A 15,654-nucleotide genomic window follows, 5' to 3' on the forward strand; every position below is an offset into this window, starting at 1 on the left:
ACCCCCCCGTCAGCCCCCCGTCAGCCCCCCCGGGGAACGCGCACGTCCCTGCTGCGCCCGCTGGCCAGGGGCTCAGAAGAAGTTGCCGATGTTGAACTCGAACTTGTACGTCTCTTCGTAGGGCAGCCGCTTGAACGGGAAGCCCCACTCGAAGCGCAGCGGTCCGAGCGGGGAGAACCACCGGAGCCCGAATCCCCACGAGGTGCGGACGTCGAGGAGGCGCTCGGCCGAGAAGCACGGGTTCGTGACGTCGTGCGGCGATGCGGGGGCGGCGTTGCAGTACAGCTTCTCGAGGTTCCAGGCGTTGCCCAGATCCGTGAAGACGACGCCCTTGATCTGCACGGCCTCGAGGATCGGGAACTCCAGCTCGAGGTTCTGGTAGTACATCAGGTTGCCGCCGATGTTCGCGCCGTTCGCGATGGGCAGCGAGTTCGGATCGAGCGACTCGCGGAGCGGGAGGCGCGGGCCGATGTCCCGGATCTCGAAGCCGCGCACGTCGAGGATGCCGCCCAGGAAGAAGCGGGCGAAGATCGGCACCCCCTGCGGGTTGGGGCTCGTCACCATGCCGGCCTCGGTGTTCAGCTTGAGGACCAGGCTGTCCGTGATCGGGTAGTAGAACCTCCCTGTGGCGCGGTACCGCAGGAACTCGTTCTCGCTGCCGAACGCGCTGTGGGCGAGCTCCACCGAGCCCTGCAGGTAAATGCCCGAGGTCGGGAAGAGCTGGTTGTTGCGCGTGTCGAAGGTGAGCGCAGGGCGGATGCTCGACGTGAGCCCGGCGTTGAAGAGGTTGTAGAGCGGGAGCCGCTGGAACGAGGCGCGCTCCTCTGCCGTGCCGAGGCCGGTGTTCGTGGCCGACGAGATCTCGTCGTTCTCCAGCGTGTAGGTCAGCTGCGCGCGCAGCTCAGGCTCGATGAGCGGGTAGCCGAGCGTGAGCGAGCCGCCGGTGGAGGTCTGCGAGAACTCCGTGTAGGTCCGCAGCTGGTTGTAGACGCTCACCGCCGCGGAGAACGGGCTGTCGAACAGGTACGGCTCGAAGAAGCGGACGTCGATGAGGCGCCGCGATCCGGAGATCTGCGCCTGGAGCGACAGCGACTGGCCGCTCCCGAGCAGGTTCGCCTGTTGGACCTGCGCCGTCGCGATGAAGTTCTCGACGCTCGAGAAGCCCGCGCCGATCTGGAAGGTGCCCGTCGGCTTCTCGCCGATGTCGACGTTGACGTTGATGTGCTGGGGGTCGTCGCCCTGCTCGGTGGAGATGTCGACCCGCTCGAAGTAGCCGAGCGCCGTGATCCGCTGCTTCGATCGCTCCAGCTTCGTCTCGCTGAACAGCCGCCGCTCCTCCACCTCCATCTCGCGGCGGATCACCTTGTCCCGCGTCTTCGTGTTGCCGCGGATCTCGATGCGCCCGAAGTAGACGAGCTGGTTTCTGCGGATGCCGACGGTGATGTCGACCTCGCGCCTGTCCGGGTCGAGCTGGGTGTCAGGCGACGCCTCGACGTTGGCGTAACCGGCGTCGCGGTAGAGCGTCTGGATCGCGCCGAGATCCTTCGCCAGCTCGGCGCGGTTGAACCAGTCGCCCGGCTTGGCCCGCACCATCTCGCGCAGCGCGCGGCGCCCGCCGAGCGGCTCGATCTCGCGGCCGTCGGCGTCGCGCTCGTAGACGCGGAGCGAGCGGATGCGGAAGCGCGGCCCCTCGTTGATCGTGATCGTGACCTCGATGCCCGTGCGGTCGGGCGTGAGCATCACCCTGGGCGTCGCGACCTGCGCCGCGAGGAAGCCACGATCGTAGTAGAGCGCGTTGATCACGAGGACGTCGCGCTCGAACGCGTCCTGGCGGAACGGACCGCCGGTGCCGAAGGCGAAGAAGCCCCCCTGCCCCGTGATCATGACCTCCCGGAGCTCCTCGTCCGAGATGTTCTGGTTGCCGATGAACGTGATGCGCCGGACGGTGACCGGGGAGTGCTCCTTGATCGTGAACTTGACGGTGACCTGGTTCTCCCGCTCCGGCTTGACCTCGTAGCTGACCTCGGCGAGGAAGAAGCCCTCCTCGGCGTACTTGTCGCGGAGCTTCTGCACGCCACGCCGGATCGCCGCGTAGCTCAGGATCGTGCCGGTCTTGATCTCGACGGAGAGCGCCTCGGTCAGATCCTCGCTGTCGATCTCCTTGTTGCCGGAGAACTCGATGGCCTTGATGCTCGGGCGCTCGCGGACCAGCACCCTCAGGCTCACGCCGTCGTCGCGGCGCGTGAGGTCGACCTCGACGTCGTCGAACAGGCCGGAGTCCCAGAGCTCGCGCACGTCGCGCGCCAGCCCCTCGGGGGTGAACGGCCTGCCGACCCGCGTCTGCCCGAGGTAGACGAGCACGTCCTCGGTCGAGACCCGCCGGTTGCCGGCGATGGCGACCTGGACGACCGGCTGCCCCCGAGCGAGCTCGGCCTCCGTGGGCGCCAGATGGATCGTCGGCTCGACGGCGTCGGCGGCGACCTGCGCAGGTGTACCGGCGCCGGGCTGGGCTCCCACGGCCGCGTCGGCCGGCGCGGGCGGCTGCGCAGCGCTGGCCGGGGCGGCAGGCGGCGCGGCGCCGCCCCGGGGCGGCTGCGCGCCCGGAGCACCTCCGGGCACCTGGGCTGCCGCGAGCCGGGGCCGTATCGCCGCCACTGCAACGAACACCAGGAAGAGGCCGAGCCAGACGAGCCGCAGCCAGCGGCCGAGAAGGCGAAGCATGGGTCGGGTGCCTGTCGCGTACAAGGCGCCACCCCGTAGCCCAGCGCGCCGTGAGTCTCAAGGGCGGACGCCGAAATCAAGGCGTCGCCGTCAGGCCGCGCTGCGCTGCCCGCGTTCGGGTCGATCTCGCGGCCATCTGACGCTATGCCAGGGTCCGCACGAGCGCAGGCGAGCACGCGCTGCCCAGAAATTCCCGCGAGGCAGCCTTGACCGAGCGCGCGCCCCTGGGTAATTGCCGAGGCTCGCCAGCGTTCACCTGAACATCGGAGCACCTATTCGTCCGGTGCCCGCGCACTCCCTGGAGCATCGCGTGTCTCGAACCCCCTCCCTTCCGTCCGACGGTGACGCGTCCCGCAAGGGCCGCCGTGGCGGCCGGCCCGGTGACAGCGAGCCGCCGCCGCCCCCGGCGCCCGACACCTCGCTCGCCGACGAGGCGCAGCGCCGGTACCTGAACTATGCGCTCAGCGTCATCACGTCGCGCGCGCTGCCCGACGTCCGCGACGGGTTGAAGCCGGTGCAGCGCCGCATCCTCTACGCGATGCTGCACGACCTGCACCTCGGGCCGGACGCGAAGTACCGGAAGAGCGCGGCGGTCGTCGGTGACGTGATGGGCAAGTACCACCCGCACGGCGACGTCGCGATTTACGACGCGATGGTCCGGCTCGCGCAGGACTTCGTGATGCGGGCGCCGCTCATCGCCGGCCACGGGAACTTCGGCTCCGTGGACGGCGATGCGCCCGCCGCGATGCGTTACACCGAGGCGAAGCTCCGGCCCCTGGCGCTGGAGCTGCTCAGCGAGCTCGGCCAGCGCACCGTGGACTTTCGTCCCAACTACGACGGGACCCGCTTCGAGCCGATCGTCCTTCCATCGCGCTTCCCCAACCTCCTCGTGAACGGCTCGCAGGGGATCGCGGTCGGGATGGCGACCAGCATCCCGCCGCACAACCTGGGCGAGGTGATCGACGCGTGCGTCGCGCTGATCGAGAACCGCGAGCTCACCACGCACCGCCTGCTGTCGTACGTGAAGGGGCCGGACTTCCCGACCGGAGGTCAGCTGCACGCGACGAAGAAGGAGCTCGAGGCCGTCTACACGGCAGGCCAGGGCTCGCTGAAGCTCCGCGGCGAGTGGCAGCTGGAAGAGGGCGACGGCAAGCGCGGCGCCGCTCCGCAGATCGTGATCACCTCGATCCCGTACGGCATCGAGCGGAAGGCGATCGTCGAGAAGATCGCCGAGGTGATCCTCTCCAAGAAGCTGCCGACGCTCGTGGACGTGCGCGACGAGTCGACCGGCGAGGTGCGCATCGTGATGGAGCTCAAGCGCGGCGCCGACGCGCAGCTCGTGATGGCGTACCTCTACAAACAGACGCCGCTCGCGATCAACGTGCAGGTGAACCTCACCTGCCTCGTGCCCACCGACAACGCGGAGATCGCCGCGCCGCGGCGCCTCGGTCTGCACGAGATCCTGACGAAGTTCCTCGACTTCCGCTACGCGACGGTGACGCGGCGGCTCGAGTTCGAGCTCGGCGAGCTGAGGCGGCGGATCACGATCCTCGAGGGGTTCGAGAAGATCTTCGACGCGCTCGACGAGGTGATCCGGATCATCCGCAAGAGCGAGGGCAAGGCCGACGCGGCCGAGAAGCTGATGAAGCGCTTCACCCTCAACGAGGAGCAGACGGACGCGATCCTCGAGCTCAAGCTCTACAGGCTGGCGCGGCTCGAGATCCTGCTTGTGCAGAAGGATCTCGGCGAGAAGCGCGCCGAGGCCAAGCGGATCGAAGGGCTGCTCCGGAACGACGCGAAGCGCTGGGGGATCGTCCGCGACGAGCTCGTCGAGATCAAGGGATCCTACGGCGAGAAGCGCCGCACGAAGGTGGTCGGCTCGATCGACGAGCCCGAGTACCAGGCGGAGGACTTCATCGTCGCCGAGGACGCGAACGTGATCCTCTCGGCGCAGGGCTGGGTGAAGCGGGTCCGCGAGGTGAAGGATCTGGCCTCGACGCGCATTCGCGAGGGAGACAGCGTCCTCGCGGCCGTCGCCGGCTCGACGCGGTCGACGGTCGCGTTCTTCTCGAACCTCGGCGCGTGCTACGTGTGCCGCATCCACGACGTGCCGCAGTCGACGGGCTACGGCGATCCCGTGCAGAAGCTGTTCAAGCTGGCCGACGGCGAGCGGCTGATCGCGCTGATGTCCTTCGATCCGAGGGCGCTCGACGTCCCGGCGCAGACCCCGGACTCCGCCGAGCCGGAGCCGCCCTTCGCGCTGGCGATCACCCGAGGAGGCCTCGGCTTCAGGTTCTCGCTGCGGCCGCACCGCGATCCATCGACGCGCTCCGGGCGCCGCTTCGCCAAGCTGAACGAGGGCGACGAGGTGCTCTTCGTCCACGCGGTGGACGGCGCCGACCGGGTGCTCTGCGCCTCGAGCGACGCCTGGGCGCTCAGCGTGGCCGTGGAGGAGCTCGCCCTGCTCTCCGGCCCGGGCAAGGGCTCCGTCGTCATGCGGGTCGCCGAAGGTGAGCGCCTGGTCGGCGCCGCGCTCGCCCTCGGGCCGAGCGACGTGATCACGGTCGAGACGGAGAAGGGCAAGACGCTCGAGATCGCCGCGAGCAAGATCGCCGGCCAGCGCGGCACCCAGGGCGAGCCGGTCGCGCGACGCGACCGCTTCGCCCGCGTGGTGCCGCCGGCCGTCGTCGTACCGACGCTGGAGGTGAGCTGAACATGGCCGCCACGAATTCCCCGGTCCGCGCCGCTTCCGGCGCACGTTACACGGCCGCTGACATCGAGGTGCTCGAGGGGCTCGAGCCCGTCCGCAAGCGCCCCGCCATGTACATCGGCGGCACCGACGCGAGGGGCTACCACCACCTGCTCTGGGAGATCGTCGACAACGCGGTCGACGAGGCCATCAACGGGCACGCGAAGCGGATCGAGGTGACGCTCGACGCCGATCTCCAGGGCGCCACCGTGACCGACGACGGGCGCGGCATCCCGGTGGACGTCCATCCCAGGTACAAGCGCCCCGCGCTCGAGCTCATCTTCTGCACGCTGCACGCAGGCGGGAAGTTCGCGAGCGACAACTACAAGGTCTCAGGCGGGCTCCACGGCGTCGGCTCGAGCGTCGTCAACGCGCTCTCCGAGCTCGTCGAGGTCCGGGTGCTGCGCGACGGGTTCGATCACCAGCAGACGTTCTCGCGCGGCGCGCCGACCAGCAAGCTCAAGAAGGGCGCGCCCACCCGCAAGCACGGCACGACCATCCATTTCAGGCCCGATCCGGAGATCTTCGGGCAGGGCCGGCGCTTCGATCCCGAGACCATCCGCGAGCGCCTGGAGGCCAAGGCGTACCTCCACGGAGGGCTCGAGATCGCGTTCCGCGATCTCTCGTCCGGAGAGTCGATCGAGCTCCTCCACCCGAACGGCATCGCGGACTTCTTGCCGAAGCTGGTCGCCCAGCGCGGCAAGCCGGTGACGCACCCGACCATCTTCTACGTCGCGCGCGAGGGCGAGATCCGCCTGGAGGCCGCGCTCCAGTGGACCGAGTCGACCGACGAGTACGTGAAGTCGTACGTCAACGGCATCCCGACGCACGCGGGCGGCGCGCACGAGTCCGGCTTCAGCGGCGCGATCGTGAAGGCGGTCCGCGCGTTCATGGACGCGAAGAAGGTCCAGCCGAAGGGGGTCACCCTGACGGCCGACGACATCCGCGAGGGGATCGTGGGTGTCCTGTCCATCTACATCCAGGATCCGCAGTTCCAGGGGCAGACCAAGGATCGACTCAACAACGCGGAGGCCGGCCCGGCGGTCGAGGGCATGGTCCGGCCGGCGCTCGAGCAGTGGATGCTCCACAACGGCACGGCCGGCGAGTCGATCGTGGCCCGCGCGATCCTGGCGGCGCGCGCCAGGGAGGCGCGGCGCGAGGCGACCCAGCAGGTCCTGCGCAAGACGCCGGTGTCGCACCGGCTCAACCTGCCAGGGAAGCTCGCCGACTGCGCATCGACCGATCCGAGCGAGAGCGAGCTCTTCATCGTCGAGGGCGACAGCGCAGGTGGCTCGGCCAAGCAGGGCCGAGACCGCCGGACCCAGGCGATCCTCCCGCTCCGCGGCAAGGTGCTCAACGCGGAGCAGGCCTCGACCTCGAAGGTGCTCGGCAACAAGGAGCTCCAGGACATCGTGAGCGCGCTGGGCTGCGGCTTTGGAAAGGACTTCGATGCCTCCAAGTTGCGCTACGGAAGGATTTTTCTACTCATGGACGCCGACAGCGACGGCCAGCACATCGCGACGCTGCTGCTGACGTTCTTCTACCGGCACCTGCCCGGCCTGCTCCGCGGCGGGCACGTGTTCCTGGCGCAGCCGCCCCTCTACAGGATCGACGTCGGCAAGGAGACGCACTGGGCGCTCGACGACGCGGAGCGCGACCGGGTCCTCGCGAAGCTCCCCAAGACGGCCAAGGCGGATATCTCGCGGTTCAAGGGGCTCGGCGAGATGCCCGCGGAGGACCTCAAGGCGACCACGCTCGACATCCGACGCCGGCGCGCGCTGCGCATCGTGATCGAGGGAGAGATCGAGACCGATCGCATCCTGAACGAGCTGATGGGCAAGGACGCCCAGGCGCGCTTCCGCTTCATCATGGAGCGCGCGCCGAACGCCGAGATCGACGTCTGACATCGATCCCTCGTTCGAGGGGTCGCGGCGACTCCGCGCCTCGCGCGGACCTCGTTGGATGCGCGGCCGCGCTCCAGCATTCATCCTCCCTGCCCCCCATGAGCTCGCCGCGAGGATGTCGCGATGCAGGCGACCGCCATGGCGTGCTCGTCGCGAAGACACAATGTGCCAACCGCGGGTGATCTCTGGCGCCTGTGCCACGTGAACGGCAGGCCACACCCCGTCGGACATCGCGAGCAGGCTGCCGGACAATCGCGGGATTTTGTGCTGCTGAATGCCGAACCGCGCGAGCCGAGAGCGCTGCGTCGGCTCGCGGCCTGCTGGTTGCAATACGTCGCGCCGGTGGCCGCGATGACCGCGAGACACCGCCCTTTCACCGCTGGAGAGGTACTCGTGACGACTGCGCTTCCCATCTCGACTCCGATCGCACCCTCCTCGTCCCACAGCATGCCGGCCGCATGTTCCCTGTCGGTTCCGGGCGGCGCGCCTGCCGCGCGGCCGGCGTCGCTCCCCGCGCATGGCGTCGCTGCGCCGAGCCACGGCGCGCAGCTGCCGTGCGAGCGCGCTGTGGCGACCGGCGCCTCCCGATCCACGCCACCACTGCGCTCGGCAGCCCCGCTGCCGCGCAGTACCTCGGAGCGGATCCTGCTCGGCCGCGACCGCATCCGCAGCGCCGCGGAAGCAGGCCAGAGGATCCGTTCTTACGAGGTCGCGCTGGACCTCGATCTGTCCGAGTTTCACTTCGCACGGCTCTTCCGCGCGGCCTTCGGGTCATCGCCCCACGTCTATTACGATGAGGTGCGCGCGGAGCGCGCGCGAACGCTGCTGCATGAGGGGCTAACCGAGGGAGAGGTCGCCCGCCGCATCGGCTTCCGCAGACCTGCGGAGCTCCGCGCCCTCCTGTCCAAGCGCGGCAGCACGCCGCCCTCGGCCGGAGAGACGGAGCCGAGCGACGCCTCTGCCGAGTGAGCTGACGGCAGAGATCGACCCTGCGGAGCGCGGGCACCGCAGCCTCCGGTGCGAGGACAAAGTGCTTACCCCCATGACACGACGATCAGAGCCTCCGGTGCGTGAGCGACGGTAGGTTCGCCCTGACCCGATCGAGGTAGGAGGGGTCGAGCATCGCCATCGCGATCCCCTCCCCTTCCGAGGCCTGAGCGATCACCTCACCCCACGGATCGATGACGCACGATTTCCCGAACGTCGCCCGCCCGCCAGGGTGCTTGCCCCACTGTGCCGCGGCCACGACGTACGCCTGGGCCTCGATGGCCCGCGCGCGGAGCAGGACCAGCCAGTGGTCCTTGCCGGTGAGCAGGGTGAACGCCGCAGGGACGACGATCGCCTCCGCGCCCGCGGACGAGAGCGCGCGGTAGAGCTCCGGGAACCGGACGTCGTAGCAGATCGACAGCCCGAGCTTCACGCCGTCGATCTCGGTGACGACGGGGCGATCCCCGGCGGTCGTCGACGCCGACTCGCGGTACTTCGTTCCGTCGGCGATCTCGACGTCGAAGAGGTGAATCTTCCGGTAGCGCGCGGTGAGCCGGCCGTCGGCCCCGAAGACCGCGCAGGTGTTGTACGGTCGCGCCGGATCGTGCGCGCGCTCGGGGAAGCCGCCGGCCACGATGGTCACCCGGGCGGAGCGCGCCGCGTCGGCGAGACGACGCGCGATCGGACCGCCGCCAGCGTCGAGGTCCTCCGCGATGTTGCGCTTCCCCTCCTCGTTGCCCATGTACGCGAAGTTCTCGGGCAGCACGACCGTCGTCGCCCCACGGCGCGCCGCCTCGACGACGAGCACCTCGACCCGCGCCAGGTTCTCGCTCACGTTCTCCTGGCTGGAGAGCTGAAGGGCCGCCCAGATCACCGGTTTCTCCATGCGGCAAGCCTACCGCACGGGGACCCGGCGTGGACTGCGCGCCGACGAGAGCGCAGGGCTCGTCAGATTCCTCGATCTCCGGACGCTCCCGCAGCGCCACCGGCACCTGCGCCACCTGCCCCGCCGGCGCCCGCAGCCCCACCGGCACCCGCGCCACCTGCCCCGCCGGCGCCCGCAGCCCCACCGGCACCTGCCCCAGCAGCTCCGCCAGCGCCAGCGGCACCTGCCCCGCCGGCGCCAGCGGCTCCACCGCCACCTGCCCCGCCGGCGCCAGCGGCTCCACCGCTGCCGTCCACCTCGGAGGGCGCGGCGCACTCGAGCGGCGCACCGGAGTAGGTGCACCTGGCGCTGCACGCGGCGCACACACAGGCGAGCACCCGCTGGAACATCCGGTGAGCGGCGCCCGCTTCGTCCGGGAACACACACGCCGTCTGGCAGGCTTTCTTGTGGCCGCACCCCTTGAGGCACAGGCTGATCGGCCTGCACCCGGGCTCCCCGTCGCACGCCGCGAGCTCCGCCTCGCAGCGCCCACCGCGGGACGCATGCTCGTTAAAGCAATCGCCGCAGCGGCCGGCTTCGCCGCCGTAGGCCGCGAGGCACTCGCAGACGTTCGACGACCCTTCGTGGGCGCCCGCATCGGGCGGCGATCCCCCCGAGGCGCCCGCGCTGGTGGAGCTGCCCGCCTGAGGGCGCGGCGACGGGAGCCGCTCGTCGGTGCAGCTCGGGAGCGACGCGAGCGCAAGCGCCGCGCCCCAGGCCATCACGCCGCAGAGGACAGCCCAGCCGTACAACCCGACAGGAGCGCGCATCGCCCTCCGCACGATCGCCATGATGGGGACGAGCGTAGCCTGCCTCTCTCCCGCGACCGAGCCTGAGCCGCACGGCGCATGGACGTCCGCAGGATCCGCCGAGGCCGCACGGAACCCTCTCCCGGCGGCGCCCGATCGCTCCTATGCTTTCCCCGCACGCCACAAAAATTCTCATGGAAATCGCTCCCCTGTCGCTGTTGCCGCGCTCCGTGCTCGCCCTCGCCAAGGAGGTCGCCCGCGCGCTGCTCCGGCGACCTGTCGTCGGCATCGCCGCCGCCGCTCAGACCGCCGACGGCCGGTGGCTGCTCGTTCGCCGCAGCGACACCGGAACCTGGGCGCTCCCGGGAGGCACCCTGGAATGGGGTGAGACGCTCCGCGACAGCATCGTGCGGGAGCTCGCCGAGGAGGCCGGCGTCACCGAGGTCGAGCTCGGGCGGGTCGTGGGCGTGTACTCGCGGCCCGATCGCGACATCCGCTTCCACGCCGTGACGGTCGTCGTCACCGCCCGGATCGCCGCGCCGACGCGCCCTCCGCAGAACCCGCTCGAGATCCGCGAGGCCAGGCTGTTCCGGGAAGACGAGCTCCCGTCCGAGCTCGCGATGGACATGGGGGATCTCTTCGCCGCCGCCCGGCGCGCCGGCGACACGGAGCTCGAGTGAGCCGAGGCAAGCGATGACGCAGGCACACCACGACGACGCCGGAGCGCGCAACCCGCTGCAGGGCGGGCTCGCGACGGATCCGAAGCACAAGGCGAGGATCGAGGAGCTCGCCGAGCGCATCGAGAAATACAGGGCGAGCTACTACGCTGGGCACCCCGAGATCTCGGACGCGGCGTTCGACGCCCTCGAGGACGAGCTCCGCGCCCTCGATCCGGCGCACCCGGTGCTCGCCCGGGTCGGCTCGGCCTCCCTGATCACCGAGTGGGAGAAGGCGCGGCACGAGATCCCGATGGGCTCGCTCAACAAGGTCGTCTCCGAGGACGAGCTCCTGGCCTGGGTCGCCCGGTGCGACGAGATCCTCGTGAAGGACGGGCACGGCGACGGCGGCACGGGCGCCGCGCCGCAGGCGCCGGGATCCACCTCGAGCGTCGCGGGTGACCTCTTCGTGGCGGAGAAGCTCGACGGCATCTCCATCGAGGTCATCTACAAGGGCGGCAAGCTCGTCGACGCCATCACCCGCGGCGACGGCGAGTGGGGCGAGCGGATCACCGCGAACGTCGCGCGGATGAAGGGGATCCCCTCGCGGATCCGGGAGAAGGGCCGGCTGTCCGTGCGCGGAGAGATCATCCTTCGCCTCTCCGACATGAAGCGCCACTTCCCCGGCGTCACCAGCCCGCGCAACATGGCGGCGGGCGCGGCCAAGCGGTTCGACGGCCAGGGGGCGGAGCACTGCACCGTGCTCTTCTACGATGTCGCCGATCATCTCGAGATCCCGACGTGCCGGGCGCGCTTCGCCTGGCTGCGCGAGCTCGGCTTCGCGACGCCGCAGACCGCGCACGGCAGCGTCGAGGACGTCGTGAAGCTCTACCGGCGCTACTCGAGCGAGCTCCGCGCAGGCCTCGACTACGAGATCGACGGGCTCGTCGTCTATGTGGACTCGCTCCACGTCCAGGGCCTGCTCGGCGACGTCAACCGCCGGCCGCGCGGCGCGGTCGCCTTCAAATTCGCGTCGCCCGCCAAGGTGACGACGGTCGTGGCGATCCAGTGGGACACCGGGCCGAGCGGCCGGGTCACCCCCGTGGCGATCGTCGAGCCGGTGGAGCTCGCCGGCGCCAACGTCCGGCGCGCGTCCCTGCACAACTCGGCCAACGTGCGGAGCCTCGGCATCGGCGTGGGCGACGAGGTGCTGGTCTCGCGCCGCAACGACGTGATCCCGTACGTCGAGGAGGTCGTCGAGAAGCGCGGCCCCGCCGCCGTCCCTCCGTCGGTCTGTCCGGTCTGCAGCGCGCCGCTCGTCGTCGAGGGAGAGTACCTCCTCTGCCGGAACGCCGCGTGCCGCGCCCTCATCGAGGGGCGCATCCACAACTGGATCGACGCCATCGGCGCGCTGGAGTGGGGCGACAAGCTGATCGAGCAGGTGGTGGCCGCGGGCCTCGTGCGAGAGCCGCTCGACCTCTACAAGCTCACGGTCAAGAACATCGCCGACCTCGATCGGCGCGGCGAGAAGAGCGCAACGAAGTGCCTGGAGCAGCTGAAGAGCCGCCTCCCGCTCGCGCTGCCGGTGTTCCTCGCGGCGCTCGGCATCGAGGGGTTCGCGATCCAGACGGCGCGGCTGCTCGTGTCGGCGGGGTACACGACGATCGAGAAGCTGCTCGCCGCCGGCGAGGACGAGCTCGCCGGCATCCCGGGCCTCGGCGCGATCAAGGCCGCGAGCATCGTCCGAGGGCTGCGCGCCCGCAGCGACGAGATCGGGCGGCTGCTCGCCGCCGGCATCGTCCCGGTCGCGCCCGAGGCCGAAGGCCCGCTCGCCGGGCTGACGTTCTGCTTCACCGGCGCGGGCGCGCGTCCCCGCGGCGAGCTCACCCACCTCGTCGAGTCGAACGGCGGCCGGGTGCTGAACAGCGTCACGAAGGAGCTCAACTACCTCGTCATCGCCGACGTGGCGTCCACGTCGAGCAAGGCGGTGAAGGCGCGCAAGTACGGTACGAAGCTCATCACCGAGGACGATCTGGACAGGCTCATCGCCGAGCGCCGCGGCGGCTGACCGAGGCGAGCCGCGGCCTCGACCCGCCGGCCCCTACCAGGTGATGTCCTGGTCCTCCGTGACGCCGAGGACGTCCCGGAGCTCGAGGAGCCGCCCGTCCGGGAGGCGGATCGTGCCCGAGTAGAGGCCGATCGGCTGCATGAACTCCGACGCGAGCAGGCCGAGGTTCGTGTGGTTCGAGTGCGCCGCGCCGGGGACGAAGCATAGATCCACGGCGCCGTCCGCGGTCCGGACGCGCCACGGATCGAGCGGCCGCGCCGCGTCGAAGGTGAACCGGCCCTCCGCGAGCGGGATGAGCTCGCCGTCGATCCAGATCGCGCACTCGGCGTCGCCGACGAAGCCTTCGCCGAGGTTCAGGCCGACGCGCTCGCCGCTCTCCGCGCGCCCGAGCGCGAGGGCCCAGCGCCAGGTCGTGCGGCGCCGCAGGAGGCCGCCCGTGTAGTCGTAGCTGGCGATCGCTCCGTCGAGCGAGATGCGGCGACCGAGCACCGACGCCTCGCCTTCGACGCCGAGGAGCAGGCGCTTCTCGGTGGTGATCAGGAAGCCATCCGAGGCCTGCGCGATCGCCGAGAGCGCCGGCGGCGCCGCGCGGCTGTCGAGCCGCGCCTCGAGCTCGACGCCGCGGAGCGCGGCGGTCAGCGCGGTCGTCGCGTCCGTGCGCGGCCGCTCGATCCGGACGCGCGCGCGGGGGAGCCACGCCCGCGAGGAGCGGCCTTCGCCGCCCGCGTCGCCCACGCTCGCCGCGAAGGGCGGCCCGAACGCCGCGCGGTCCACGAGCAGCCGCCGGCCTGCCTTGTCGAAGACGACGCTGAACGCGATCGACAGATAGCCGAGGTGCACGACCGCGACGGCGATGAAGATCTCGTCGGACGCGATCGCCACGTAGACCCATCGCTTGTGCTTGAGCAGCCGATCGAGCCTGCGCGGCGCGAGGAGCGCCGGGTCGACGCGCGGGAGATCGCCCCGGTACGACCCGACGCGCGCCGCTCCCGTGCTCGGGTCGAGGATCGCATCGGGCGGCGTGATGAGCTCGCGCATCCGACGAGAGTAGCGGCGACGTGGTCGCTGCCCAAGGCGAGCGACGCCGGAAACCTGGCATCGCTGGAGTCGTGCGAATCGCGCGGTATCGCGTGGTATCGCGTGATTGCGCCGAGCGCTCTCCTCCGCGGCCATCTGGCTCACGCCGCGGCGGAGAGCAGCGGCGCCGGAGCCTGCGCGCCCTCGGCTCCGCCGCTAGACTCGCGTCATGATCGACGCCATCGCCACGCCCCCGAGCCCTCAGAACGAGCCCGTCCTCACGTACGCGCCTGGCAGCCCGGAGCGCGCGGCCCTCAAGGCGGAGCTCGACCGCCGGGCGCGGGAGACGATCGAGATCCCGATGGTCATCGACGGGGAGGCGATCCGGACCGGCGCGCTCGACGACGTCCGCGCGCCGCACCGGCGCGACCTCCTCCTCGCCCGCGCCCATCAAGGCGGCGCCGAGCACGTCGCGCGCGCGATCGAGGCCGCCCGGCGGGCGCACCCGGCCTGGTCGAGGACGCCGTGGACCGAGCGCGCCGCCGTGTTCCTCAAGGCGGCCGAGCTGCTCGCGACCCGGTACCGCCCCACGCTCAACGCGGCGACGATGCTCGGGCAGAGCAAGACGGCGTACCAGGCGGAGATCGACTCGGCCTGCGAGCTCATCGACTTCTTCCGCTACAACGTCCACTTCGCGCACCGGATCGCGGCGGAGCAGCCGGCGAGCGCGCCCGGCATCTGGAACCTCGCGGAGCCTCGCCCGCTGGAGGGCTTCGTCTTCGCGGCGACGCCGTTCAACTTCACCGCGATCGCCGGCAACCTGTGCGCGGCCCCGGCGCTGATGGGCAACACGGTGGTCTGGAAGCCGTCCGCGAACGCGCTGTACTCCGCGCACTTCGTGATGGAGCTGTTGATCGAGGCGGGCCTCCCGCGCGGCGTCATCAACCTCGTCATGGGCCCGCCCGAGCTCGTCTCGAACGCGTGCCTCGATCATCCGGACTTCGCCGGCATCCACTTCACCGGCTCGACCGCGGTCTTCCAGTCGATCTGGCGCCGCATCGGGGAGAACATCGGGCGCTACCGCAGCTACCCGCGGATCGTGGGCGAGACCGGCGGGAAGGACTTCGTCTTCGCGCACGCGAGCGCCGACGTCGACGCGCTCGCCGTGGCGCTCGTCCGGGGCGCCTACGAATTCCAGGGGCAGAAGTGCTCGGCCGCGTCGCGCGCGTACATCCCCCGCTCGCTCTGGCCGGCCCTCAAGGACCGGCTCGTGGGCCACATCCGGGCGATCCGCGTGGGGGACGTCGCCGACTTCCGCAACTTCATGGGCGCGGTGATCGACGAGCGCGCGCACGCCCGGCTCACGGGGCGGATCGCCGCGGCGAAGTCGGACGCGGCGTGCTCGATCGTGTGCGGCGGCGGCGCGCGCGCGCACGACGGGAGCGACGGCTGGTTCGTGGAGCCGACGCTGATCGAGACAACGGATCCGCGCCACCCGCTGATGGCGGAGGAGCTGTTCGGGCCGGTGCTCACGGTCTGGGTCTACCCCGACGGCGAGGAGCACAGGGCGCTCGCGCTCTGCGACGAGACGTCGCCGTATGGCCTGACCGGCGCCGTGTTCGCGCGGGATCGGGCGTTCATCGAGGCGGCGAGCGACGCGCTCCGCTTCGCCGCGGGCAATTTCTACATCAACGACAAGCCGACCGGCGCCGTCGTCGGGCAGCAGCCGTTCGGCGGCGCGCGCGCCTCCGGCACGAACGACAAGGCGGGCAGCCTGTTCAACCTGCTCCGCTGGGTCTCCCCGCGGGTCGTGAAGGAGACGTTCGCCCCGCCGCGCGCGGTCGCCTATCCGTTCATGGCGGCCGAGTAGCCAGCGCG

At 70.8% G+C, this 15,654-nt stretch carries 9 protein-coding genes; 6 read left to right on the forward strand and 3 right to left on the reverse strand.

All coding sequences use genetic code 11. The features are described from left to right. Positions 1–72 precede the first annotated feature (72 nt). On the reverse strand, positions 73–2,721 hold the full coding sequence (gene bamA, locus WMF22_RS24400; RefSeq protein ID WP_437301470.1) for an outer membrane protein assembly factor BamA: 2,649 nt from the start codon (positions 2,719–2,721) through the stop codon (positions 73–75). A gap of 310 nt (positions 2,722–3,031) precedes the next feature. Here bamA and WMF22_RS24405 point away from each other — a divergent pair, with 310 nt between their 5' ends. From WMF22_RS24405 to WMF22_RS24415, 3 genes are all read left to right on the forward strand, one after another. Beyond that, on the forward strand, positions 3,032–5,434 hold the full coding sequence (locus WMF22_RS24405) for a DNA gyrase/topoisomerase IV subunit A (protein WP_438037179.1): 2,403 nt from the start codon (positions 3,032–3,034) through the stop codon (positions 5,432–5,434). A gap of 2 nt (positions 5,435–5,436) precedes the next feature. Beyond that, on the forward strand, positions 5,437–7,374 hold the full coding sequence (locus WMF22_RS24410; RefSeq protein WP_437301472.1) for a DNA gyrase/topoisomerase IV subunit B: 1,938 nt from the start codon (positions 5,437–5,439) through the stop codon (positions 7,372–7,374). Positions 7,375–7,497: 123 nt separating this feature from the next. Continuing rightward, positions 7,498–8,343 carry a helix-turn-helix domain-containing protein gene (locus WMF22_RS24415; RefSeq protein ID WP_437301473.1) on the forward strand — a complete coding sequence of 282 codons (846 nt, stop codon included), beginning with the start codon at positions 7,498–7,500 and terminating at the stop codon, positions 8,341–8,343. Between the two features lie 85 nt (positions 8,344–8,428). Here WMF22_RS24415 and WMF22_RS24420 read toward each other — a convergent pair whose 3' ends face one another. Beyond that, the gene (locus WMF22_RS24420; RefSeq protein ID WP_437301474.1) at positions 8,429–9,247 is read right to left on the reverse strand and encodes a carbon-nitrogen hydrolase family protein; all 819 of its coding nucleotides are present in this window, start codon (positions 9,245–9,247) and stop codon (positions 8,429–8,431) included. 982 nt (positions 9,248–10,229) lie between these two features. Between WMF22_RS24420 and WMF22_RS24425 the strand changes: the two genes are divergently transcribed. Then, positions 10,230–10,715 (forward strand): NUDIX hydrolase, encoded by a 486-nt coding sequence (locus tag WMF22_RS24425; protein ID WP_231865014.1) that lies wholly within the window; start codon positions 10,230–10,232, stop codon positions 10,713–10,715. A gap of 13 nt (positions 10,716–10,728) precedes the next feature. Then, positions 10,729–12,759 (forward strand): NAD-dependent DNA ligase LigA, encoded by a 2,031-nt coding sequence (gene ligA, locus WMF22_RS24430; RefSeq protein WP_437301475.1) that lies wholly within the window; start codon positions 10,729–10,731, stop codon positions 12,757–12,759. A 33-nt stretch (positions 12,760–12,792) separates the two neighbouring features. Here the strand turns inward: ligA and WMF22_RS24435 are convergent, their stop codons facing one another. Beyond that, positions 12,793–13,797: a DUF2804 domain-containing protein gene (locus WMF22_RS24435; RefSeq protein ID WP_437301476.1), complete on the reverse strand. Its 1,005-nt coding sequence runs from the start codon at positions 13,795–13,797 to the stop codon at positions 12,793–12,795. 208 nt (positions 13,798–14,005) lie between these two features. Between WMF22_RS24435 and pruA the strand changes: the two genes are divergently transcribed. Further along, positions 14,006–15,646, forward strand: coding sequence for an L-glutamate gamma-semialdehyde dehydrogenase (gene pruA / locus WMF22_RS24440; protein ID WP_437301477.1), 1,641 nt, complete (start codon positions 14,006–14,008; stop codon positions 15,644–15,646). Positions 15,647–15,654 lie beyond the last annotated feature (8 nt).

Source organism: Sorangium sp. So ce204 (assembly GCF_051526795.1).
GTDB classification, from domain to species: Bacteria; Myxococcota_A; Polyangia; order Polyangiales; family Polyangiaceae; genus Sorangium; species Sorangium cellulosum_B.

Coding starts and splice junctions, on each gene's coding strand:
- bamA (WP_437301470.1), bottom strand. CDS start 2,721: ATGCTTCGCCTTCTCGGCCGCTGGCTGCGGCTCGTCTGGCTCGGCCTC.
- WMF22_RS24410 (WP_437301472.1), top strand. CDS start 5,437: ATGGCCGCCACGAATTCCCCGGTCCGCGCCGCTTCCGGCGCACGTTAC.
- WMF22_RS24415 (WP_437301473.1), top strand. CDS start 7,498: ATGCAGGCGACCGCCATGGCGTGCTCGTCGCGAAGACACAATGTGCCA.
- WMF22_RS24420 (WP_437301474.1), bottom strand. CDS start 9,247: ATGGAGAAACCGGTGATCTGGGCGGCCCTTCAGCTCTCCAGCCAGGAG.
- WMF22_RS24425 (WP_231865014.1), top strand. CDS start 10,230: ATGGAAATCGCTCCCCTGTCGCTGTTGCCGCGCTCCGTGCTCGCCCTC.
- ligA (WP_437301475.1), top strand. CDS start 10,729: ATGACGCAGGCACACCACGACGACGCCGGAGCGCGCAACCCGCTGCAG.
- WMF22_RS24435 (WP_437301476.1), bottom strand. CDS start 13,797: ATGCGCGAGCTCATCACGCCGCCCGATGCGATCCTCGACCCGAGCACG.
- pruA (WP_437301477.1), top strand. CDS start 14,006: ATGATCGACGCCATCGCCACGCCCCCGAGCCCTCAGAACGAGCCCGTC.